Genomic DNA, 22,788 nt, shown 5'->3' with positions numbered 1-22,788 from the left:
AAGTATACCTGTTGCAAATATGAACTACTAGCACGTTTACCTCAAGATTAGCCTAAAGGGCTAACTAGAAAACAAACTGGCAGGTAGTTGGTGTATTTAAACCGTGACAGGGCGCATTCATCCGCTGACATCTCATCAATGCTTAGTTACACTACGTGCAGATAAAAACTATGTTTACACAATAAAGGGATTGTATGGCTTTTTCAGTGGTTGTTTTAGCAGCGGGTAAAGGTACTCGCATGAAATCTTCGCTTCCAAAGGTGCTTCATAAAGTAGGCGGCGTTCCAATGGTTCAGCGTATTATCAATACGGTGAAGTCGTTAGGTGCAGACAACATCCACCTTGTTTACGGCCACGGCGGTGACTTGCTGCAACAGACCATTGTTGAAGACAACCTAAACTGGTGCCTTCAGTCTGAGCAGCTAGGAACAGGCCATGCAGTTCAACAAGCCGCGCCTCATATAAAAGACAATGAAGATGTTTTAGTACTGGTAGGCGACGCCCCGCTTATTAGAGAAGAAACCTTAGATGCGTTAAAAGAGGTAAAAGCCAGCTGTGATTTAGCCTTACTTACCGTTGAATTAGACGACCCCACAGGCATGGGCCGAATTGTGAGAGAAAACGACAACATCACTCAAATTGTTGAACATAAAGATGCCTCTGATGAGCAGCGCGCAATCAAAGAGATTAATACCGGCATGATGATGATGTCTGGGGCTGATCTTAAGCGTTGGTTACACAACTTAAGTAACGACAATGCCCAAGGCGAGTATTACCTTACCGATGTTATCGCTATGGCAGCCTCTGAAGGAAAGCGTATTCAGTCTGCTCAGCCAGCGTCGGCGGTTGAAGTTGAGGGTGTTAATAACCGCATTCAACTGTCTAACCTTGAGCGCGCCTTGCAGGCTCGTCAGGCGCAGCAGCTAATGACTGACGGTGTTACGCTGTTAGACCCAGCACGCTTTGATATGCGCGGCACGTTAGCAGCTGGAAACGACGTTGTAATCGACGTAAATGTGATTGTGGAAGGTAATGTAACCCTAGGTAACAACGTTACTATTGGGGCAAATTGCATATTACGCGACTGCCACATTGCAGATAACGCTATTATTGAAGCCAACTCTATCATTGAGCAAGCAAATGTAGGCGAAGCCTGTGTGGTAGGACCTTATGCGCGCTTACGCCCTGGTGCGGTTATGCACAAAAACGCCAAGGTTGGCAACTTTGTGGAAATGAAAAAGACAGTATTAGGTGAAGGTGCAAAAGCAAACCACCTTACTTACCTTGGCGATGCCGAGGTTGGTGCTAACGCAAATATTGGTGCGGGCACCATTACCTGTAATTACGATGGTGTAAATAAATCGAAAACCATTATTGGTGAGAACGCATTTATCGGCTCTAACTCATCCCTTGTTGCGCCCGTAAATGTAGGCGATAACGCAACCGTAGGCGCCGGCTCAGTAATCACATCGGCAGTTGACGACAGCGCCCTCGCCGTCGCCCGTGGCAAGCAGCGCAACATAGCAAACTGGCCACGCCCCACCAAAAAATAAAATAAAAGGGGGTCAGAACCGAATAAAATAAGCCAGCAACATGGCTTGCATTTTATTCGGTTCTGACCCCCTTTATTGCTTTAGGAGTTGCTATGATCACTACGCTACTAGTCGGGTTTGGCTTTTCGGCCACCACTTTCCACTTGCCCTTTCTTCAGCACCTTTCTGATTTTGTCGTTGAGGGCGTTGTGTCCTCAAAGCCGGATGAGGTGAAAACTGCGTTGCCTGATGCCGTGGTTTATTCATCGTTGGAAGAAGCACTAAACAGCACGCAATTTGATTTGGTGGTAATAACAACGCCTAATCATTTACATGCGTCACAGTCCTTACTCGCACTTGAGCACAACAGCCATGTATTAGTAGAGAAACCTTTTACCCTAAGCGCAGCCGATGCAAAGCACCTGGTTGATGTGGCGCATGCGAAAAAGAAACAATTATGCGTGTTTCACAATCGGCGTTTTGATGGCGATTTTCTCACCTTAAAGCAGCTTATTGAGCAAGGTAAGCTTGGTGATATTAAGCGCTTTGAAAGTCGCTTCGACCGCTTTAGGCCTACTCCACGCAATCGATGGCGTGAAAACAAAGGCCCTGGCAGCGGGATATTCTGGGACTTAGGGCCACACCTAATCGACCAAGCACTTCAGCTTTTCGGCAAGCCCGTGGCGGTATCGGCCAGCGTACTAACGCTGCGAGATGGTGGGCAATCAGACGATACCTTTGACCTTACCCTTCATTACGCCGACAAGATTGTGAACCTTGGCAGTTCAGCATTTCAAGGCGGGGCAACACTTCGCTTTGATTTACAGGGAACGAAAGCAAGTTTTCGAAAGTTTCACCTAGACCCGCAAGAAAATCAGTTAAGGGCGAATATGAGCCTTGCAAGTGAAAGCTGGGCAGTCACTCCTGAAAGCGAACACGGCCTACTTTCAAATGAAGATATGACTGAGGTAATTGAAACCCGTCGCGGAGAATATTTGGCCTTTTTTGAACAGCTAGCGGGCGCTATCAAAGGCGATGCCGACTCACCTGCCGATGCAGCTAGCGTTGTTGAAGTGATCAACGTTATTGAAACAGCACTGAAAGCGAGCCAAGAAGAAAGAAAGTTGCTGTTAAATTGAGCAAAGTGCTTGAACACACTTTCATAATACCTTACGATTCTTTCAAATTGTAATTCATAGCTTTCGTTTTGAAAGTTATAAGCGTTTTTTCATATTTAAATGCGGTTTGTTTTTGAGGTATGGCAAATAAACTATGCCCCGACAAAGCTGCATACAAATGTGAAAGCTGAAACGCCGTATTTAAAGAAGTAGTTCAAGTTGAAGAGCAGTCATTCGGTTGATGAGCGTCGCAAAGGCATAGTGGAATGGGTTAATGACAATGGCCATACACGTGTAGAAACGCTAGCCAGCCAATTTAACGCGTCTGAAGTTACTATAAGAAAAGACTTAACTGCATTAGCAGCACAAGGTGCGCTAATTAGGCAGTTTGGCGGCGCTGTGCCTGCTGCTTCATCACGTACTGCTAATAATACCTCTGCAGTAACGCCTTCCGCTACTTCCACTACCCCTGTGTCTTCTACCTCTTTTAAAACAGAAGCATCATCACTAGCTGGTAGTGACCTTTCGAAGGCCATCGGACAATGCGCGGCCAATTTAGTTACGCCAGGTAGCAAGCTGGTGATTGACTGCGGCTCTACTACTTCTGCAATTTTACCTTATCTATCCGCTTTAGATGACCTAGTGGTAATGACAAATACGCTATCCACAGCCAACTATTTAACCCAGTGCGATACCGAGCCAACGGTACTAATGGCTGGTGGTACATGGGATGCCCTGTCTCAGTCATTTCAGGGCTCTATGGCTGAACAGCTAGTTAGTGCCTATAGTTTTGATATTGCGTTCATTGGCGCCGCTGGTATTGACGTTGAAAGAGGCACCACCACCTTTAATGAATTAACGGGAGTCACCCGCGCAATGGCCAATGCCGCTTCAAAAGTGGTGGTAATGGCCAGTGCAAAAAAACTATTGCATAAAATGCCTAACCTCGAGTTGGGCTGGGACAAAATTTCTGTGTTAATCACCGATGACACCATCAGTGATTCTGATAAAACGAATATTGAAAATAAGGGCGTGACGGTAATCGTCGCCACGCTTAATGGAGAATAAGCATGTGTGGAATTGTTGGCGCTGTTGCCGAACGTAATGTAGTTGAAATTCTGTTAGAAGGGCTAAAACGCCTTGAGTATCGCGGGTATGATTCGGCAGGCGTTGCATTACTGCAAAGCGATGGAAACCTAACGCGCATTCGCCGCACCGGAAAAGTTCAAGAATTAGCTGACGCGGTAGCTAACAGTGAAGCACTTGGCAGCACGGGTATTGCGCATACACGCTGGGCTACTCATGGTGGTGTAACAGAAGCGAACGCTCACCCTCACTTCTCCAGCGAACGCGTTGCCGTTGTACATAACGGTATTATCGAAAACTACGTAAGCCTTCGCAATCAGTTAACTGAAAAGGGCTACCGCTTTACCAGTGATACCGACACAGAAACAATCGCACACACAGTTCATGAAGAGCTCAAGTCTGGCAAGAACTTGCTCAGCGCTGTACAAAGCGCGGTGAACACATTTCACGGTGCATACGGCACGGTTATTATGGACAAAGAAGATCCTAGCCGTGTAGTAGTAGCACGCTCGGGAAGCCCTCTTGTTATTGGGCTAGGCCTAGGTGAAAACTTTATCGCTTCTGATCAAATGGCCTTGTTACCGGTTACTCGCCGCTTTATTTTCCTAGAAGAGGGTGATGTTGCTGAAATTACTCGCCGCACGGTAGATATTTTTGATAAGCATGGCGCACCAGTAGAGCGCGAAGTTGTAGAGTCTAATATAGAGCACGATGCGGGTGATAAGGGCGGTTACCGTCACTACATGCTTAAAGAAATTCACGAGCAGCCCACCGTTGTGCGAAACGCGCTTCAGCAGCGCATTACCGAAACGGGGTTAGCGCCTGACGTATTCGGCGAAGGCGCTGATGCTATTTTCAAGCAAGTAAAACATGTGCAAATTATTGCCTGTGGTACGAGTTATCATGCCGGCATGACCGCGCGCTACTGGCTAGAACAATACGCGAACGTGTCGTGCAACGTAGAAATTGCGTCAGAGTTTCGCTATCGCAAGTCCGTAGTACACCCAAATAGTTTACTTATTACTATTTCTCAATCGGGCGAAACTGCCGATACCCTTGCAGCGCTTCGTTTAGCGAAAGAGTCGGGATATATGTCGAGCCTTACTATTTGTAATGTTCCCGGGTCGTCGCTAGTCCGTGAGTCTGACTTAGCCTTTATGACCCGCGCAGGCGCAGAAATAGGCGTGGCATCTACTAAAGCCTTCACCACCCAGCTAACGGCGTTTTTAATGTTAACCCTCGCCCTAGGTAAAGAAAATGGCATGCTAGAAAGTGATGAGAGCGGCATTGTTGCAGCCCTTCACAGCTTGCCTGCTAAGCTAGAAGAAACGCTGGCTATTACTAACGGCATCGAAGATTTGGCAGAAGAGTTTGCAGATAAAAACCACAGCCTATTCTTAGGCCGCGGCGACCAGTACCCTATTGCAATGGAAGGGGCGTTAAAGCTTAAAGAGATTTCGTATATTCACGCCGAGGCCTATGCGTCGGGTGAGTTAAAACACGGCCCACTTGCGCTTATCGATGATGAAATGCCTGTGATCGTGGTTGCGCCAAACAATGAGCTGTTAGAAAAGCTTAAATCGAACGTAGAAGAAGTGCGTGCTCGCGGCGGCATTATGTATGTATTTGCCGATAAAGATGCTGCATTTGAAGGTGATGAGTCGATGCGCGTAATCAATGTACCTCACTGCGACGGCCCCATAGCCCCGATCATTTACACACTGCCTCTACAGCTGCTTTCTTACTATGTTGCGTTAATAAAAGGTACAGATGTGGATCAGCCTCGTAATTTGGCAAAATCGGTTACGGTTGAGTAACGGTAACTAGAAGCGACTGAGGAAAATCATGTGTTGTACCACATTTTAGGTACTGTAAGCGCAGTCGCTTTTTTGCTGACCTGGTACGGATTGGCGAAACAAATTATCAATATAGAGAAGCTGCGCGAGAGCAATCAGTCTTCTACCCAAAGCTTGTCGACGAACCAGTTCGCTTCAAGCTTTTTTGCGTTTTATGCCAACTTTATTTTTGGCATCGCCATAGAGCCTTTTAGTCATTACCTGGTGTGGACTCGCTTTGGTGCGCTACTTCTAATCCTAGTTATTTTGTTTCAGCTGTGGCACGACAGACGCTCAATACCCACAGGGCTCGTTCTAGGCCTTTGCGCCACTGCAATGGTAATAGGTTTATGCTCAATGGGCTTTCGACCTTATCCTAGCGTGGCAAAGCTTGGGGCCAATAGCTTAATGCTGATTGTGACCGCGCTGCTTATACAAGGTACGCTGCATCAGTTAATAGTGGTAAGGCGAAGCAAAGCAATAGGTGCGCTATCGCCCGCGCTATTTCGCAGTATTTTGATTAAAGATGTGACGACATTAGCGTTCGCGCTAACTATGCCAATTGCAGTGGCATGGCCTCTCATTGTGCTGAATGGGGCGAGTGTAATAACTCGGGGTGGTTTGTTACTTCAAATGAAAATGGTGGGAGGAAAAGAGGGGTGAAAAGAGCGGACATAAAGAAGCATGGTAATGCGTCATAAAAGTAGGCAGCTCTGCTCACTCAAGGTTGTAAATGGGTGAACTAACCCTATGAAAATCAATTTAGAAACTTTATGATTAGCCTTATCGAGACCTAAAATTAACAGGTTTATTAAGATGATAAGGGTACTTCACCTTTTATTTGTTTTTGTGCCCATCGTCACCTTTTCTGCTTGGGCAAAAGAAAAAGTAGATGTAGCAATAATAGAGACGCTTCCAGTAGCTATTGTTACCGAATCACGCATTGCGTTTGAAGCCGAGCTACAGCGCTTGATGCCCGATAAAGACATTCACTTTCGCGTGTACAACGCTGAAGGTTCGGTAGAGCAAGCCGATGCGCTGCTGTCTGACATGTTAGCCGAATCTACCCCCGAACTCGTGGTGTCGCTTGCTACCCTTGCTACACGTGCCGTGTTAAATAAAGACGAACTATTGTCTATTCCAAAGTTATTTATGGTGGTTTCTGAGCCGGTTACCGAAGGCATTGTTCCCGCTTTTGGTGCTACGAGTAAACGCAACATTACCGGTGAATCCCATGTGGTGGATGCCACAGTAAAACTCGATATATTGAACGGTGTTTTTCAGGCATCCGAGCCCGTTAAAACGCAAAAAATTGCGTTGCTTCATACAACCTATCCGTCCTCGTTTAATGCCGCGAATGCGCTTTTAGCGCGACAAGCCGCTTACAAAAACATCCAGTTTATTCCTATTAAAACGCCTTATATCGCCAAAGAAGCGGGTTTAGAAACAATGAAGGAAGACATCATTCGTCTTTTGAAAGCGGAAAAAACAGCGCTTGATGGGTATTGGTTATCTGCAGGGCCATTAATAGAAACGCCCAATTTAATAGCAGATATAAAAAAGCAGACTGGATTGCTGCCTTTGTTTGCCGAGAGTGTGTCGGCAGTGCAGGAAGGGGCGCTTATTGGCATTGTATCTCAGCCTCAAGATATTGGCATATCTGCCGCTAATAAGGCTGAGCGTATTTTAGCGCTAGGTTCTTCTGAAACTATTCCTGTAGAACAAATTGAAAACTTTACCGTAGCAGTGAATGTAACCACTGCTATTAAATTACAGCTTCCCATACCTTCAAATTACCTGAAACTCTCTGAACAGCACGTTTATCAATAGGGTATGGATAAGAGTTAATATGCGAATAAAATCAAAATTATTAGCGATTTACATACCAATATTATTTGTTGGTATGGCGTTAACTGGCTACTGGGCCTATCTAATTGCTTACGAATCTGTGCGAGAGCGAGAGTATCAACTACTTACTCAAACATTGGCCTTCAACGTGATGGAAATAGTAGAGGATCGCAGAGCGCTATTAATAGACTCAGGCCTTGAAAATGTTCCCGTATTTAGAACGGCTTATCAAAAAGAAGTGTTCGAGGAACTTGAAGGTTTGTATACCCGAACAGGGCGTCATTTCTTAATTAGCGACGAAAGCACGCGGCAAACCCTTTACACCACGTTAAATCAGCAAGGCATTCCTGATACCAGCAGTGCATCGGTGATTACCGTGAGCGACTTCAAATTGGCATTTGGTGAATCGCAGTTCGATGGCCAAGATGTCCTATTTGCATGTACTACGTTTTCTCCTTGGAATTGGAAGCTTACCGTTATTCAGCCAGCCGATGAGCTGCAGGCTTCGCTGTCGAAAATTGCATGGCTGACCATATTGGTAACCGTGTTTGCCGTTGCGCTAGTGGCTCTTTTGATGGGAAAGGTGACTCAATACTTCGTTATTGCGCCGGTGGAAAAAATACGCAATGCAGCAAGCAGAATAGCCATTGACCATAAGCAGGTGAATATTAACGTTCAGCAAGACGATGAGCTTGGTAGCTTAGCAAGAGATGTAGAGGTGATGTCTGCGGAAATCGCTGATTATGTAAATCAGGCGCAGCAGGCTAACCGTGCGAAAACCGATTTTCTTGCGGTAATGAGTCATGAAATAAGAACACCATTAAACGGTATACAGGGCCTTGCGACATTATTGCTAGACACGCCGCTTGACGACAAGCAGCGAAAGTACTCTGCCGATTTGAAAGCGTCAGCGTCTATTTTGGCGAACGTGATCAATGATGTATTAGACCTTTCAAAAATTGAATCTGGAATGTCAGAGTTAGACATGGCGGAGTTCAATCTTGATGAAATGCTGAGCGATCTGATCACCTTGCTCGGGACCAATGCCAGTGCAAATGGCTCTCGATTGATTTACTCAAGTAAAAATCTTGATGATGTTGCAGTCACTAGCGACATTACTAAGCTACGCCAAATTGTTATAAACCTAGTGAGTAATGCGATTAAATTTACTCGCGAGGGTACGGTAACGATATCGGCAAAGCTACAAAAGCCCTCTGAAAAAAACACCCAAGATAATAAGCTCATCATATCGGTAAAAGACACTGGAATAGGTATAGAGCAAGACCGTTTAGCCCACATATTTGATAAGTTTACCCAGTCAGATTCGTCTATCACTCGCCAGTATGGCGGTACAGGGCTCGGGCTTTCTATCGCCAAACAGCTCGCTGAATTATTGGGTGGTGATATTAAGGTAATGAGCAAAGTGGGTGAGGGGTCAAACTTCTTGGTCACTGCCATGGTGAAAAGCCGTCTGAAGGTGGACATCACTGAAAGCGGCACAAACGCAAATGGACAAGGTGCAACCCAACTTCGCAAAGGAATAAACGTACTGTTAGCAGAGGATAACGCGATTAACGCGGTAGTAGCAAAAGCCTTGTTAGAGCAGCTTAACTGCAACGTTACTCACGTAGAAAACGGCATGTTTGCCGTTGATAAGGTGGAAGAAGGCGGCATCGACATGGTATTTATGGACGTTCACATGCCGGTAATGGATGGTATAGAAGCCACTCGTCGTATAAGAAAGCTGTCGGGGGCTCTTGGTGAAATACCCATTGTGGGTTTAACAGCTGAGGCCTTTCAGGAGCGACATATTGCGTTTAAAGAAGCGGGAATGAACGATATTGTTACCAAGCCAATTACTATCGATGGCTTACGGAATAGTTTATTGAAGCTAAATCTGTGATGATTTTTAGGGTGAATGGACGTTCTTGCGCTAGAATCATAGCTCCATTATAAAATTAATCATTTGCAAAACACGGAGGCGTTTTCCTTGCAGGCTAATAAAGCAAAAGAGCGAGTTCGCCTTCGAATAGCCTTAATTATTGGTGCACTCATTGTTGCGTGTTTTATGGTTGCAGACTTTTTCCTGTTGCCAAAACCCATGCATCAAATTTATCTCTATGACCGCCTCTTTGTTCAAATACCGATTATTCTTGTCGCGTTGGTGCTGTCATTTTGGCGTCACTTTTCTCACTACCGAGCCTATATATTTACTACTGTCTTAGTGGCACTGACTTACTCCAACTACTGGGTAATCTGGGTTTGCTGGCAGGAATATCAATTTGCTTTTCCCTATGAGGGAACCATTTTATATGCGTTTTACTGTGTATTTGCCTTAGGCATTCCTTTTCGCTTTGCCATTACCAGTGCAGTAATCAATGTAATTGGCTTTATTGTGGTGATGTGGCTAGCACCCGCCTATGGCGATCGTATGCCTATTTCGGTGGGCTTTGTCGCCGCCTCTTTGTTTACGTGCTCGTACGCAAAATATCGCTTAGACAGAAGCCTCACGTTATTGAAAAAAACCAATGATCGCCTTACCAAGCTCAGTAAGTTCGACCCCTTGTCAGACTTACTTAATAGGCGTGCTCTGCGCAATCAAAGCGAAAACCTTTTGGCCTATGCAAAGCGCCACCAGGTGTCATTAGCAGTCATCATGTTAGATTTAGATGATTTTAAAGCCTACAACGACCACTTTGGCCATCAGCAGGGTGATGAAGCGATACGTCAGCAATCTTCTATTCTGCGAGGCATATTTAAGCGTGAAACAGATATCATAGGCCGCTACGGTGGAGAGGAGTTTGTGGTTGTGCTTAGCGACGTGAATGAAGAGCAACTGAAGCAAAGCTGCCAAAAAATCTTACAGGGCTGGGAGGAGACGAACTTAGCTCATGCACCTAATGCGGCGCATCCATTTATAAGTTGCTCTATCGGCGCTGTTATTACCAATACGCCCGGGGATGCATCAATAGATAGTCTTATTGGTGTTGCAGATAAAGCGCTGTATAAAGCGAAAGATAAGGGTAAGGCCTGTTACGAACTTGCCGCGCTTTGATTAGTGAACCTTAATTAGTTAAGCGGAATTGGAGATTCTTAATTGGCAAAACAGTATAAAACACACCACAATTTGCGCCGTACTGCAGGCCTCAAACCATGGTGTGTTGTGTACAAAGCATCTGCTTAAACGCAGAGCTTATAACGTTCTACAGTTTTACAATCATCTTGCCTGTATTTTTGCCTTCAAACAGCATATTCAAACCTTTCTCGGCGTTTTCTAGTCCATCGATGGCGTGGGCGCGATACTTTATTTTGCCTTGCTGAACGTAAGGTGTGAGCTTTTCAAGCAGTTGAGGTAGTTCGCCCCAGTGATCAGGCATAGCAAAACCGCGAATGGTAATACGCTTTTTGATAAGTGGGATCCAATTTGGACCTGCTGAAGGTTCGTCAGCCTGGTAGTCGGCAATCATGCCACACACCACTATGCGACCATGTGCATTCATTCTATTGAAAACGTGGTGCTGAATGGGGCCACCTGTATTTTCAAAGTAAACGTCAACCTTGTCAGGCGTTAGTTCAGCCAGCTTAGATTCAATATCATCAGTTTTATAGTTTATTGCGCCGTCAAAACCTAATTCGTTGACGATCCAATCCGCTTTTTCATCGCTTCCCACTACACCGATAACGCGTAAGCCATCCGCTTTTGCTAACTGGCCTACCATAGACCCTACCGAGCCCGCAGCGCCAGTGACTACAATGGTTTCACCTTCTTTCGGGTGGCCAAAGTTATACAAGCCTGTTGTTGCAGTAAGCCCTGGTAATGCAAATACACACAGTGCCATTTCTTCTGTTACACCAGACTGTAGCTTGTTAAACCCTGAGCCATCGCTTAATACGTATTCTTGCCAGCCAGTCATGCCCATTACTTTGTCGCCTTCGGCGAATTTGGCGTTTTTAGACTTAACAACTTCACCTACGCCGCTTGAGCGCATCACTTCACCTAGCTCTACAGGCGGAATATAACTTTCTCTGTCTTCACTCATCCAGCCAAGCATCGCTGGGTCTAAAGACATGTGGGTTTGTTTTATCAGTATCTGCCCGTCTTTTACCTCTGGAATGTCTAGTTCTTTGGTTTCAAAAAGGTGAGGCCCTATTTTTTTATCACTAGGACGCTGAACAAGGGATATCGATTTGTAGGTAGCCATGGTTACCTCCTTATAGTGTGAACCATCAGTTCCCTTAAAAAGAAAGGGACTGTTATTTGGTTTAGGCGTTTAACAAGGGTGGGGGCTATTCATTCAAACACAAGTAGCACAGATACTAGTAGTACACACACGCGTTGGTCGATTTTCATTCAAGTGATCAAGTTGGAAGGAGTGTGTAGAGCGCCTAGCTATATTTCATCATTAACATAAAGAAGGCTTGCTGTTTACGTGCAGTTTTCATTTTAGGTTATAAATTCGGCGAACGTGTCGTTAAAATTGTAAAAATAGTGATAAAAGTGCGTGAATAGCATTTAGCTTTGTTGAACAAATGTGCTCCTATCCGTAGAATGCGCGCTGCAATTTTTTCTTCAAATGAGTATTTTATGAAGCAACAGCTCTCTCTTCGTGCCTCGGTATGCCTAGCGTTAACAACATTCGCTTCTTCTTCAGCTTTTTCAGCTGGTTTTCAGGTTAACGAGCACAGTGCTAATGGCCTAGGTCGCGCAATGGCAGGCCAAGCCGCAACTCCCGAAAACGCCTCTATTCTAGCCACAAACCCTGCGGCAATTGGCGTGTTTACACAGTCACAATTTAGCAGCTCGGTTAGCGTTATTGCGCCAAGCGTAGATATTAGCGGTGATGTAAGCTACGCCGCCGGCGGACAAGCCATTGGCTCTACCGATGCGTCAAACAAGGACATTGCCGATACCGCTATTGTCCCAAGCATTTTCTATACAACGCCTATCAATGACAAATGGGCTGCTGGCGTGGGCGTATTTACTACCTATGGACTTCGCTCTGACTACAGCGATGACTTTGACGCACTGCACTTTGCCGATGCAGCAGAGGTGCGCTCAATTACCATTAACCCTGCTGTTTCTTATAAAGTGAATGAGCAGCTAATGCTAGGCGCAGGTATTAACGCTACTTTTGCAGATGCAGAAATAAGCTCAGCAATCTCTAATAGTTTATCGCCAATACTGAGCAATGCACTGCAAACGCAAGTGCCTGCTACAACCTCTATTTTTAAGTTGGAAGGGGAAGATTGGGGCTTTGGATGGAATGTAGGCGCTTTTTGGCAGCCAACAGACATGACGAACATCGCGTTGTCTTATCGCGCTGAAACTGAGCTAACGTTAAGTGGTGAGGTAAGTTCACAAATTACGCCTTCGTTAAATCAGCCTGGTAGCCTAGATTTGAATTTAGCAGCTATCACTGAGCTGGCAGTAAACCAAAAACTAGACAGTCAATGGTCGGTACAGGCCAGTTTAACGTTCACCGACTGGAGCACCTTTGAAAAGCTAGAAGCTAATTTAAGCGATGGTTCTGACTTTTTGATCAAACAAGAAAACTTTGATGACTCGTTGCGCGTATCTGTTGGTGTTACGTATTTGTTCAGCGATGAGCTTACTCTACGCGCAGGTTATGCCTACGACGATGGTGTGGTTACGGTAGAAAACCGTTCACTCAGTATTCCAGATACCGATCGCCATTGGGTTTCAGGTGGCTTTACGTATTCGTTTAGTGAAAATACCTCTGTTGATGGCGCCTATGTTTACATCAATGGCCGAGAAGCGGATATCAACAAAACGCGAGCGCTGAATGAGCAAGGTACATTAACGTCTACGTTTGTGGGTACTCAATCTGCCACTGCGCATATTCTTAGCGTACAGGTTAACCACCGCTTCTAAGCGCATTTTGCTTCATGGTACACAAGTCGCAGCGAGACCGGCGGCTTGTGTGCCGTCTATCTATGTGCCGATTGCTTATGTGGATTGTAATTAGGTTAGATCCAAAGTTTGGAGGTTTTTTTAGTTTAATAAAGTGATAGGTTAAAGTATCTCAATCACTGATATCGACATAACGCTTTCATGAAAAAACACATCTTCGTACTTCTTTTCACCTTTAGTTCGCTGTGGCTATCCGGCTGCACATCAACCATTGATATTGACACTTCAAGCACGACTGCTTATGGGCCTAAAGTGTTTGAATCGCCGTCATTCACCGCTATTACCGTGGCTTATGCTCCTGAGATGCAGGGGATTTTGAATCGTATTGAGCAAGATCCAAATGCAAGTATTCACACCACAACGAATATCAAAGGGATAACGTATCGTTTAGGTACGTATCACGACCAGCCTATCCTCGTGTTTGCCACGGGTATGAGTATTGCCAATGCGGCGCTGTCCATGCAAATGGCGCTAGACTATTTCCCAGTAAAACAGGTGGTGTTCATGGGTATTGCCGGAGCGGTTAATCCAAAGTGGCGCCCTGGGGATGTCATTGTGCCGGCACGGTGGTATTACCACGACGAGAGTGTGTACACCAATGAAGACCCCAGTGCACCGGGCGAGTATATTCTTCCCGAGTATTATGAGGCGTTTGTGAAAGAGCAAGATGCCCGTCGGGTAAATGATCCACATTTGCCCCACTATAAGCCGTTTCAGTTTATTCACCCTGATGAAGTACTCATTGTAAAAGAAGGCATGGATGAGCCGGTGGACACGGCCTATTTCAGTGCAACTCAACGCCTACTGGATGCAGCGCAGACAGCCATGTCCACCATGCCAACACAGCGAGTGCTAGATGACCGGGACGCTACTCTTTTTGTGGGTGGTAACGGCGTTACGGGCTCGGTATTTTTAGACAATCGAGAGTACAGACAATGGACGCGCGATGTGTTTAGCGCAGAAGTGACCGAAATGGAATCGGCTGCCATTGGGCAGGTGTGCACTATCAATGATGTAGACTGGGTTATTATTCGCGCCATTAGCGACTTAGCAGGTGGGCAAGAAGGCCTTAATGTAGAAAGTAAATACGATACAGAAGTATCGAGAATTGGGGCTAATGTGCTTTTTTCAGTGCTAGACGAGCTATCGAAAGGGCAATAACATTTCACTGCTTGTGCGCTTAGACTGCTAGTAGCGCGCAGAGAAAAAGCGCGCTACTAGCAGAGTTGATATGGGACTAGCAATGATGTGCCTTTAGCGAATGGTTCGCACCATGTTGATAGTAGTGGTAGCTAATTTAACTTCGACTAAAAATACAATTAGCGCACTTATCAAAAAGATCATGGCAAGGATAAAAAGCACTATCACCGGTGTTTTTAAATCAACTATCCATAGCGAACCTGCAAATAAAGCCATGATGACAGTACACACGAGAAGGCCTGAGGTAACGCAAAGGCCGATGGCCCAATTAATCACCTTTACTCTTCTCCACAGCACTTTAATTTCGCGCTTAGACCTATCTACAATATGCGGGTCGGATAGCGTATGAATTTGCCGTTCTGCAACACGAACCCTGTCTGAGATTCGCCCTAGCCTTGAAGACATTACGTTTAAAAAGCCTGCAATCCCCGTGAGTAAAAAAACCGGAGCCACAGCGAATTCTATGAGTTGAGAGAGACTTGGGATTAGCGTGTTCAATACATTCTTCCTACATAGCTATGTCTAATTAAATGGTGCAATTACATGGTTATTGTACTTAAAAGTGGGTGAAAGCCAGATCTGTCTTACTTTTATGAACGTTTAACGTAATGCTTTTATTGTAGTGGTAACAATATCGTATAGTAACGTTATCACGCGGTTTATATTTTTATATATGCATATCTGATTTTGAATCGTTGTATCAGTGCGCACAGGTTTATCAATATTTGCTGAATAGGCTTGCGAATCGCAGTCGCTTGCCAGAAAGATAGCAAAGCATGAACATTTGCATCTGAAAAAAAGCTAGCACAAATAAAAACGGATACAAAAAAGTCACCGCAAACTTATTATTCAAAGGATTATTAATGACGTTTAAGCCGTTATTTCCATTGCCTCTTTTTAAATTGTCTATAACCGCATTGTCGCTAACAGCCGGTTTGTCCACTGTTTCAGCTGCAGAAAGTAGCGACAATATTGAGCGTATTGAAACCACCTCGTCCCGTATTGTAGGTAACGAAAACAATGTCGGCTATATCGTATCCTCAATCACGGAAGACACTCTTGACTTGTTATCGTTTCAGCACATTCAAGAATCGCTTAATTACATAGCGGGAGCGGGCGTACAGCGAGGCAATGGACAAGAGTACTTACCGGCACTGCGCTCTCCCGTACTTACTGGCGCAGGTGCCTGCGGCGGCATCTTAGCTGCTGAAGACGGCATCCCGCTGCGAGCTGCAGGCTTTTGTAATATCAACGAGCTGTTTGAAGCTCATGGCGAAATGGCTCAGCGTATTGATGTCATAAAAGGGCCGGCGTCTGCGCTTTATGGCTCAAATGCAATTCACGGCGTTATTAATGTGGTGACGCCTGATACCACCAGAGGGGGCGGAGTTGTAGGCTTGGACTACGGCTCTTACGGATTTCACCGCGTTAAATTAAGACAAGGCAAAGACTTCGGCGATAGTGGAATAGGCATTAATGCCAGCATCACCAGAGATACGGGTTATCGAAACGATGAGGGCGTTGATCAAGAAAAAGTGAATATTCGCCATAGAGCTGATTTCGATAATGTGTCGATAACAAGCGGTGTAACCTACACCAATCTCGATCAGGAAACGGCAGGCTATATTACCGGTTTTGAAAGTTATAAAGATAAGCAGGTAGCAAGGAGTAATCCAAATCCAGAGGCGTTTAGAAAGGCGAGAAGCTTACGCATTTGGAGCAAAGTTGATTGGCTATTTGATAACAACAGTGCACTGTCTATTACGCCTTACGTGCGCGATCAGTCTATGGACTTTAGAATGCACTTTCTGCCGGGCAAGCCACTTGAGCAAAACGCGCAAGAAGGCGTAGGTGTGCTAACGCAATACAATCACATTATGAGCCCTTCATTGAATATTGATGTTGGCCTAGATGCTGAATATACCCAGGGTGAACTCATGCAGTCACAAGACAGTGAAACGGTAGGCTCGGCGTTTCTCGTTGAAACTGTCCCCCAAGGTAAGCATTACGATTACAACGTGGACGCAACGCTGTTAGCGCCGTTTTTTGCCGTTAATTTGCAGCAAGGCGCATGGGATATTTCCATTGGCGGTCGATTCGAGAGCATGCGATACGACTATACCAATAATATGAATGTGGGGAGACTGACAGAGGACGGTTCTGAGTGCGGATTTGGAGGATGTCGATATAGTCGGCCTGAAAGCGGCAAAAACGACTTTGATAACTTTAGCCCAAAACTGTCGATGCAATACGCTTTATCTGACACTACCCGTTTTTATGGGGGCATAGCCAAAGGTTATCGAGCGCCCCAAGCCACAGAGCTTTACCGCTTACAACGAGCGCAACAAGTGACTGACTTAGACGCGGTGGACGCTACCAACATAGAAGTAGGCGTTAGAGGCGAGATTGCCGACGGCAGCTATGTGCTGTCTCTATATAGCTTAGAGAAAGACAACGTAATTTATCGCGATAGCGATTTCTTTAACGTTAGCAACGGAGAAACCTGGCACAGAGGCGTTGAGCTTACCTTTAATTATGCTATCAACTCCCGCTTACGCATCGATTTTGCAGGCTCCTATTCTGCCCATACCTATGAGCACGATCAGCTATCTGGAGAGGTCAACATTAAAGGCAACGATATGGATACGGCGCCAGACTGGTTGGTAAACACTCGACTGCAATATTTGTTAACCGACGCCATAGAAACACAGCTAGAGTGGCAACATGTTGCGAGCTACTTTACTGACCCAGAAAATGCCAACGAATACGAAGGTCACAACCTTTTTCACGCGCGGGCAAGTTATGCCGTGTCTGACAATATGACGTTATATGCCCGCATAAATAACCTGCTTGATGAAACTTATGCTGAACGAGCCGATTTTACCTCCTTCACCGGTGCACGTTACTTTCCAGGGCGCCCACGTAACTTTATGCTAAGCGCCACATTCACGATGTAAGGCTATTATTCAAAGTAGTTCATTCAGTTGCTAAATACGGCTTCTAAATACAGTGACTAAGTGCGGTTGCTATGTAAGGTGCTATGCGAGGTTATCAGAAAGGGTGACTAGAACGGAGTTCCAAAGAGGGCTACTAGGAAAAGCACTTGTTTCTAGAAAGAAAGTGCACTTTTTTGCAACCACTGCGCACTCAACGGGCTAACCAACATCACTTGTAGGCACAACGTGATAGGCGTAGTCTGTAGATGTGCTGCTTGCGCCAGATAAGTCACGCCACCTATAAAGTATTGCATCAGTGTTTATAGGTGGAATGATTTTTATAGGTAAACACGCATGCAGAAAATAGTCATAGTGGGAGGCGGCGCAGGTGGACTTGAATTAGCCAGTCGTTTAAGTCGCAAACTGGGCAGCAAAAAGAAGGCTGATATTACGCTAGTAGATAGAAGCAGAACCCATGTCTGGAAGCCGCTGCTACATGAAGTGGCCGCAGGTGTTATTGATAAGCACTCTGACGGGGTAGATTACGCCATTCACGCAGCATCACATCATTACCGCTTCCAGCTAGGAGAAATGTGCTCAATAGATGCCGCGGCAAAAACGCTCACACTCTTACCTCTCATAGATGAAGAGGGGCATGAAGTGCTACCTGAGCGCCAGGTTGAATATGATCAGCTAGTTATGGCTATTGGTAGCGTAAGTAATGACTTTGGTACGCCAGGTGTGGCAAAACACTGCTACCTGCTTGATTCTTTGGCGCAAGCCGAGCGCTTTCATCGCGCCCTGTTAAATCAACTTATTCGTATTAACCAGCAAGAAGTTTCGAATTCAGATAAAAACGCCCACATTAACGTTGCCATTGTGGGCGCTGGTGCTACAGGCACAGAGCTAGCGGCGCAGCTTCACCATGTGGCTAACCTTTCAAAGGCTTACGGCATGCCGGATATGTCGGCTTCGCGACTAAAAATTACTATTGTTGAGGCTGGAGAACGCATACTTCCCGCACTGCCGACGCGCATTGCCAATACGGCTCGTGAGGCATTAAACGACTTAGGCGTTGTTATTAAAGAACAAACAACGGTAGCAGAGGCAGATTGCGATGGGCTTATCACCAAAGACGGTTCCCGTATCGACGCTGATTTAATGGTGTGGGCGGCAGGGGTTAAAGCGCCGGATTTTGTGACCAGCATGGGGCTGTTTGAAACCAATAAAGCGAATCAAATTCTTGTTGATGAGCAGCTTCGAAGCACTACAGAAAAAACAATTTGGGTGCTGGGAGATTGCTGTGGTTTTCAGCAGGATAACGGAAAGTGGGTTCCGCCTCGGGCGCAGTCCGCGCACCAGATGGCAGATATTGTAGCTCATAATATTTGTGCCGTAGTTAATGGCAAAACAACAAAGCCATTTGTTTATCAAGACTACGGTTCGTTAGTGCATTTGAGTAAATACAGCACGGTGGGCAGTTTGATGGGCTCGTTGTCAAACGGCAGTATGTTTATAGAGGGCCGATTGGCTAAGCTAGTGTATGTGTCGCTGTATAACATGCACCAGTTTGCCGTTCACGGAAAGGTGAAAGGGGTGCTCAAGCTGTTGGTTAAAAAATTAAGCCACGCCATGAGCCCAAAACTTAAGCTTCATTAAGGCTTTATCTTTCGCAAATAACAGAAAGCCCGCATACCGGCTGTTGCTACAGCATCAAACCGGTACGCGGGCTGTTTATTCTGCTTGTTGCTCACTTATCGCAAGCATACTTTGTGCTTATTGCTTAACGCCTTCCACGTGCAGCTCTAGTTCTACAGTTTGTGATGCTGGACCTAGGTCGTAATCAATACCAAAGTCTTTCAGTGCAATAACCGTCGTTCCCATGAACCCAGCGCGATAGCCGCCCCACGGATCTTTACCTTCGCCAATCTTTTTCGCATTAATGGTAATAGGTTTGGTAACACCATGAAACGTAAAGTCGCCCATCACGTCCATCATACCGTCGCCTTTTTCAACAATTTTCGTGCTGACAAATTTTGCTGAAGGGTATTCATCAACGTCTAAAAAGTCGTCGCTTTTTAAATGCTTGTCGCGTTCAGCGTGATTTGAATCGATGCTGTCGGTGGTAATGTTTACCATTATATTTGCATCACTTGGCTTTTCGTCATCATAGCTAAAAGTACCTTCAAAGTCATTGAAGCGACCGGTAAGCCATGAATAGCCTAAATGCTGAATTTTAAAGTTGATTGACGCGTGTGCGCCTTTGCTATCGATAACGTAATCAGCTGCTTGAACCGAGCTCATCGATAATGCGGCTGCGAGTGCCAGTGTTAACTTCTTCATAGTATCTCCTTTCATTGAATTTTAGCGAAGCCGTAACATCTGCTTCAGCGTGTCGTCTTTATTGAAAAAATGGTGTTTTAGCGCTGCTACTGCGTGCAGTGAGGCAGTAACAATCAGTGTCCATGCTAAATAGAAATGGACGTCGCCCGCGATATCCTCTTGGTTCTCAATGAGCTCACCAAGGGCAGGTACTGCAAACCAGTTAAAAACGTCGATTGCTCTACCGTCTGCAGTTGAAATTAGGTAGCCAGAGGTGAACATACTTAACAGCAGCGCATACAAAAAAAGATGTCCGACTTGACTTGCGCGCTTTTCAAGCCGGTTACCATGGGCGGCTGGTCGAGTGCTAAATAGGCGAAAAACTATGCGGGCTAGAGTTAGCGCTAAAAGAATGAGACCTGCACTTTTGTGCCAATGGGGCGCGGTCTTGTACCAGTCGCTGTAGTAGGTAAGGTCGACCATCCACAGCCCAGACGCAAACATACCAGCCACTGCTAATGCGGTAACCCAGTGGATAAATAAAAGAATTCGCGGCCATCTCTTGTTCATAGTGCGTCCATCTATCATGTTAAGTTCAGCATATAGTCTAAACTTAAGGATGAAAATTTCTAAAAATTCGACAGTTCGTTCTTTTTTTTAGAATTTAACCTGAATGACGACTCGCCAGTCGTGACTTAATCAATCATGTCTCTGCTAAGCGGTTAAAAAGAGACTCTGTAAAAGAAGTCTTTAGACATAAAGCTGTTTAAACGTAACTCGTGTTAATAAAGTTTAATAATGGGTAGGTGTTTATATATGCAATCTGGCTCGATTTTGGCAGCACTACTGGGGAATAACGAAAATTAGAACACTAATGCCGATTAGAAGTGAGGTAAGAACATGAGCAAAACGCCGCTCCCCACTAATGTGGTGACAAAAGCGTTCACGTGGGCAACTCAAGAATTAGGCCTAAATGTTACGCAGGTTTCTGAAATGCTGGGGATTTCTACGCAAACCCTAGCAAAGAATACCTTGAATGGATTCGAAAACAGCACACCAGCTTACAGAAAGCAGCTGTCATTTATCCGTATGTATTATTTACTCAGTGCCATGTCAAAAGGAAACACTGAACAAATACACTCATGGTTTTATAGTTATAACATGGCGTTTGGATCAACTCCGTCGGATACGTGTTCGCAATATGACGGACTAGAACGTATATCCGACTACCTTCGTTCGTTAAAGCAAAGCGATGCGGTAGATCAATTTTCGCCCATTTTATCAAAACATAAACAGGGTGATGGCTCGGCGCTGCAAAAGACTACGATGCACTGATATTTTGCGCATGCTTGTCGTTAATAGTAAAAATAAAGTCAGCGCAACGCTGAGGTTGCGTTACGGGGATCATATGCCCTGCGTCTCCAATTATTTCTGATACAGAACCCGCGATAGTGCTTTTTACCGGATGTATATGCATGTCAGGCGCTAAGATAGCGTCTTGTTCGCCATATAACACGCCAACGGGGCAGGTTATGTTAGCGTAAGCTGAGTGCTGACGACCTAAACTACCTTGCGCTGCCACAGTATCGCGGCTCCCCTCGTAAAAAGACTTTGAATGCAGAGCCACCGCTCCACCCCCATGTTTTGCAAAACTTTTTGGGACTGCTTCAGGGTGAAAAATCTGCGATATTTGTTTGCTGCCAAATTTTACCCTGAACGGGCTAGCGATAGTTTTAGATATGCTTTTACGTAGAAAGTTATTAGGAATGTAAAGAATGGAAAGCGGGCCTGCGCCTTTGAGTAACCGCGTGGTGAGTGGACACAGCAGCGATACAGCATTAATGCGCTTAGGGGCATCAATCGCCATGCGCAGTGCAATTCCGCCACCCATAGAGTGACCAACAAGATAGGCATTATCAATACCGACTTTGTCCATCCATTGACGTATCATGCTGCTTTGCTTTTCAAATGACGCTGATGTGGACTTTGCGCGGATAGAAAACCCATTTCCTGGTCTATCAATACTGTAAACGGTGTAGCGAGTTGCTAATATTGATGCGAGCTTCGAGAAATTGGCACTATTGCCTAACAGACCATGAATAAGCACCAGTGCGGGACCACTTCCCTGCATTTGCCAGTGAATTGTGCCACCCTCTACGGGAGTCAGCTTGCCTGTTGCAAAGAAATTTTGTTCAATTTTTTTATCAATGTTAGTGGTGAACCAAACAAGTAGGGCAAGAATAAAAACAATAATAAGCAACGCAATGAACATAAGTGTTCCAACATAAAATAGATAAATAAACGTATAGGTTTCTTGAAACAGCGTCAATAACGTAATCGCGTGTTCGTGTGAAAGGGCATAGCATTTGAGAAATGTATGGTTTGAGAAATGCGTATTGATGAAAAAAGAAAGCGGCGAAACGCTCATTACAAAAGTTATCAAGAAGCCCGTTAAATAGGTTATAGGAAGGTCAATGGAACGGAAAATAACGTCGTCAATATCAATTGATGAAAGCGAAATAGAGATGCAGGCTATTCGTGCACAGGGTGCGGGTGGTCAAAATGTAAATAAAGTAAGTAGTGCTATTCATTTGCGCTTTGATATACGGGCATCATCGCTGCCGGATGCTCTTAAAGAGTCTTTGCTCTCTGCAAAAGACAAGCGAATCACAACCGACGGCGTTCTTGTATTGAAGGCACAAAATTACAGAACGCAGGAACAAAATAGAGAAGATGCGATTACTCGACTGATAGGGTGGATTAAAGCAGCGACGATTAAGCAAAAACCAAGAAAACCCACGCGAGTGAGTCGCGCCGCGAAAGCGCGAAGAGTAGACGCAAAAAAATTACGAGGTGCGAAAAAATCTTTGCGTGGAAAAGTGGAAGTTTAGGAGTAAATAAACTAAAGTATTAGCTTCAAAATTTGTCATTCCGCAAGACAACGGAAAATTCTAATAAATATAACTAGATGTGTCTTGT

Annotated in this window: 19 protein-coding genes; 14 read left to right on the top strand and 5 right to left on the bottom strand. The window is 45.2% G+C overall.

The window, feature by feature from the left end; all coding sequences use genetic code 11:
- Positions 1 to 194 precede the first annotated feature (194 nt).
- From glmU to JV36_RS0114325, 8 genes are all read left to right on the top strand, one after another.
- On the top strand, positions 195 to 1,553 hold the full coding sequence (gene glmU, locus JV36_RS0114360) for a bifunctional UDP-N-acetylglucosamine diphosphorylase/glucosamine-1-phosphate N-acetyltransferase GlmU (protein WP_032097649.1): 1,359 nt from the start codon (positions 195 to 197) through the stop codon (positions 1,551 to 1,553).
- 92 nt (positions 1,554 to 1,645) lie between these two features.
- Positions 1,646 to 2,671: a Gfo/Idh/MocA family oxidoreductase gene (locus JV36_RS0114355; protein WP_032097650.1), complete on the top strand. Its 1,026-nt coding sequence runs from the start codon at positions 1,646 to 1,648 to the stop codon at positions 2,669 to 2,671.
- Positions 2,672 to 2,869: 198 nt separating this feature from the next.
- On the top strand, positions 2,870 to 3,718 hold the full coding sequence (locus tag JV36_RS0114350) for a DeoR/GlpR family DNA-binding transcription regulator (protein ID WP_032097651.1): 849 nt from the start codon (positions 2,870 to 2,872) through the stop codon (positions 3,716 to 3,718).
- A 2-nt stretch (positions 3,719 to 3,720) separates the two neighbouring features.
- Positions 3,721 to 5,553, top strand: a complete 1,833-nt coding sequence (gene glmS, locus JV36_RS0114345; RefSeq protein WP_032097652.1) for a glutamine--fructose-6-phosphate transaminase (isomerizing) — start codon at positions 3,721 to 3,723, stop codon at positions 5,551 to 5,553.
- Positions 5,554 to 5,583: 30 nt separating this feature from the next.
- Positions 5,584 to 6,234, top strand: a complete 651-nt coding sequence (locus JV36_RS0114340) for a hypothetical protein (protein ID WP_032097653.1) — start codon at positions 5,584 to 5,586, stop codon at positions 6,232 to 6,234.
- 153 nt (positions 6,235 to 6,387) lie between these two features.
- Complete coding sequence (locus tag JV36_RS0114335) at positions 6,388 to 7,401, top strand: ABC transporter substrate-binding protein (protein WP_032097654.1); 1,014 nt, start codon at positions 6,388 to 6,390, stop codon at positions 7,399 to 7,401.
- A gap of 19 nt (positions 7,402 to 7,420) precedes the next feature.
- Positions 7,421 to 9,322: an ATP-binding protein gene (locus tag JV36_RS0114330; protein ID WP_032097655.1), complete on the top strand. Its 1,902-nt coding sequence runs from the start codon at positions 7,421 to 7,423 to the stop codon at positions 9,320 to 9,322.
- An 87-nt stretch (positions 9,323 to 9,409) separates the two neighbouring features.
- Positions 9,410 to 10,474, top strand: a complete 1,065-nt coding sequence (locus JV36_RS0114325; RefSeq protein WP_032097656.1) for a GGDEF domain-containing protein — start codon at positions 9,410 to 9,412, stop codon at positions 10,472 to 10,474.
- Between the two features lie 148 nt (positions 10,475 to 10,622).
- On the opposite strand, the gene JV36_RS0114320 is transcribed toward JV36_RS0114325, so the two are convergent.
- Positions 10,623 to 11,621: an NADP-dependent oxidoreductase gene (locus tag JV36_RS0114320; RefSeq protein WP_032097657.1), complete on the bottom strand. Its 999-nt coding sequence runs from the start codon at positions 11,619 to 11,621 to the stop codon at positions 10,623 to 10,625.
- 383 nt (positions 11,622 to 12,004) lie between these two features.
- Between JV36_RS0114320 and JV36_RS0114315 the strand changes: the two genes are divergently transcribed.
- Entirely contained in the window at positions 12,005 to 13,312 is a 1,308-nt protein-coding gene (locus tag JV36_RS0114315; RefSeq protein WP_032097658.1) for an OmpP1/FadL family transporter, read from the top strand.
- 180 nt (positions 13,313 to 13,492) lie between these two features.
- Positions 13,493 to 14,512, top strand: a complete 1,020-nt coding sequence (locus tag JV36_RS0114310) for a 5'-methylthioadenosine/S-adenosylhomocysteine nucleosidase (protein WP_032097659.1) — start codon at positions 13,493 to 13,495, stop codon at positions 14,510 to 14,512.
- A gap of 93 nt (positions 14,513 to 14,605) precedes the next feature.
- Here the strand turns inward: JV36_RS0114310 and JV36_RS0114305 are convergent, their stop codons facing one another.
- Positions 14,606 to 15,049: a DUF2721 domain-containing protein gene (locus tag JV36_RS0114305; protein WP_032097660.1), complete on the bottom strand. Its 444-nt coding sequence runs from the start codon at positions 15,047 to 15,049 to the stop codon at positions 14,606 to 14,608.
- Positions 15,050 to 15,414: 365 nt separating this feature from the next.
- On the opposite strand from JV36_RS0114305, the gene JV36_RS0114300 reads away from it, so the two are divergent.
- Positions 15,415 to 17,508 (top strand): TonB-dependent receptor family protein, encoded by a 2,094-nt coding sequence (locus JV36_RS0114300; RefSeq protein ID WP_032097661.1) that lies wholly within the window; start codon positions 15,415 to 15,417, stop codon positions 17,506 to 17,508.
- A 333-nt stretch (positions 17,509 to 17,841) separates the two neighbouring features.
- Positions 17,842 to 19,146, top strand: coding sequence for an NAD(P)/FAD-dependent oxidoreductase (locus JV36_RS0114295; protein ID WP_032097662.1), 1,305 nt, complete (start codon positions 17,842 to 17,844; stop codon positions 19,144 to 19,146).
- Positions 19,147 to 19,263: 117 nt separating this feature from the next.
- On the opposite strand, the gene JV36_RS0114290 is transcribed toward JV36_RS0114295, so the two are convergent.
- Both JV36_RS0114290 and JV36_RS0114285 read right to left on the bottom strand, forming a co-directional pair.
- A complete protein-coding gene (locus JV36_RS0114290; protein WP_032097663.1) occupies positions 19,264 to 19,830 on the bottom strand; it encodes a YceI family protein in 567 nt (188 codons plus the stop codon).
- A gap of 21 nt (positions 19,831 to 19,851) precedes the next feature.
- Entirely contained in the window at positions 19,852 to 20,379 is a 528-nt protein-coding gene (locus JV36_RS0114285; protein ID WP_032097664.1) for a cytochrome b, read from the bottom strand.
- 330 nt (positions 20,380 to 20,709) lie between these two features.
- On the opposite strand from JV36_RS0114285, the gene JV36_RS0114280 reads away from it, so the two are divergent.
- Positions 20,710 to 21,144, top strand: a complete 435-nt coding sequence (locus tag JV36_RS0114280) for a hypothetical protein (RefSeq protein WP_032097665.1) — start codon at positions 20,710 to 20,712, stop codon at positions 21,142 to 21,144.
- Here JV36_RS0114280 and JV36_RS0114275 read toward each other — a convergent pair.
- Positions 21,131 to 22,081, bottom strand: coding sequence for an alpha/beta fold hydrolase (locus tag JV36_RS0114275; protein WP_032097773.1), 951 nt, complete (start codon positions 22,079 to 22,081; stop codon positions 21,131 to 21,133). The genes JV36_RS0114280 and JV36_RS0114275 overlap by 14 nt on opposite strands.
- A gap of 202 nt (positions 22,082 to 22,283) precedes the next feature.
- On the opposite strand from JV36_RS0114275, the gene arfB reads away from it, so the two are divergent.
- Positions 22,284 to 22,700, top strand: a complete 417-nt coding sequence (arfB, locus tag JV36_RS0114270; protein WP_032097666.1) for an alternative ribosome rescue aminoacyl-tRNA hydrolase ArfB — start codon at positions 22,284 to 22,286, stop codon at positions 22,698 to 22,700.
- The last annotated feature ends 88 nt before the right edge of the window (positions 22,701 to 22,788 follow it).

This window comes from Alteromonas sp. LOR (assembly GCF_000753865.1).
Taxonomy (GTDB): Bacteria; Pseudomonadota; Gammaproteobacteria; order Enterobacterales; family Alteromonadaceae; genus Alteromonas.
This window is presented reverse-complemented; position numbering and strand designations above follow the sequence as displayed.

Coding starts and splice junctions, on each gene's coding strand:
- JV36_RS0114335 (WP_032097654.1), top strand. CDS start 6,388: ATGATAAGGGTACTTCACCTTTTATTTGTTTTTGTGCCCATCGTCACC.
- glmU (WP_032097649.1), top strand. CDS start 195: ATGGCTTTTTCAGTGGTTGTTTTAGCAGCGGGTAAAGGTACTCGCATG.
- JV36_RS0114275 (WP_032097773.1), bottom strand. CDS start 22,081: ATGTTCATTGCGTTGCTTATTATTGTTTTTATTCTTGCCCTACTTGTT.
- JV36_RS0114315 (WP_032097658.1), top strand. CDS start 12,005: ATGAAGCAACAGCTCTCTCTTCGTGCCTCGGTATGCCTAGCGTTAACA.
- arfB (WP_032097666.1), top strand. CDS start 22,284: ATGGAACGGAAAATAACGTCGTCAATATCAATTGATGAAAGCGAAATA.
- JV36_RS0114290 (WP_032097663.1), bottom strand. CDS start 19,830: ATGAAGAAGTTAACACTGGCACTCGCAGCCGCATTATCGATGAGCTCG.
- JV36_RS0114300 (WP_032097661.1), top strand. CDS start 15,415: ATGACGTTTAAGCCGTTATTTCCATTGCCTCTTTTTAAATTGTCTATA.
- JV36_RS0114310 (WP_032097659.1), top strand. CDS start 13,493: ATGAAAAAACACATCTTCGTACTTCTTTTCACCTTTAGTTCGCTGTGG.
- JV36_RS0114295 (WP_032097662.1), top strand. CDS start 17,842: ATGCAGAAAATAGTCATAGTGGGAGGCGGCGCAGGTGGACTTGAATTA.
- JV36_RS0114280 (WP_032097665.1), top strand. CDS start 20,710: ATGAGCAAAACGCCGCTCCCCACTAATGTGGTGACAAAAGCGTTCACG.
- JV36_RS0114285 (WP_032097664.1), bottom strand. CDS start 20,379: ATGAACAAGAGATGGCCGCGAATTCTTTTATTTATCCACTGGGTTACC.
- glmS (WP_032097652.1), top strand. CDS start 3,721: ATGTGTGGAATTGTTGGCGCTGTTGCCGAACGTAATGTAGTTGAAATT.
- JV36_RS0114330 (WP_032097655.1), top strand. CDS start 7,421: ATGCGAATAAAATCAAAATTATTAGCGATTTACATACCAATATTATTT.
- JV36_RS0114320 (WP_032097657.1), bottom strand. CDS start 11,621: ATGGCTACCTACAAATCGATATCCCTTGTTCAGCGTCCTAGTGATAAA.
- JV36_RS0114355 (WP_032097650.1), top strand. CDS start 1,646: ATGATCACTACGCTACTAGTCGGGTTTGGCTTTTCGGCCACCACTTTC.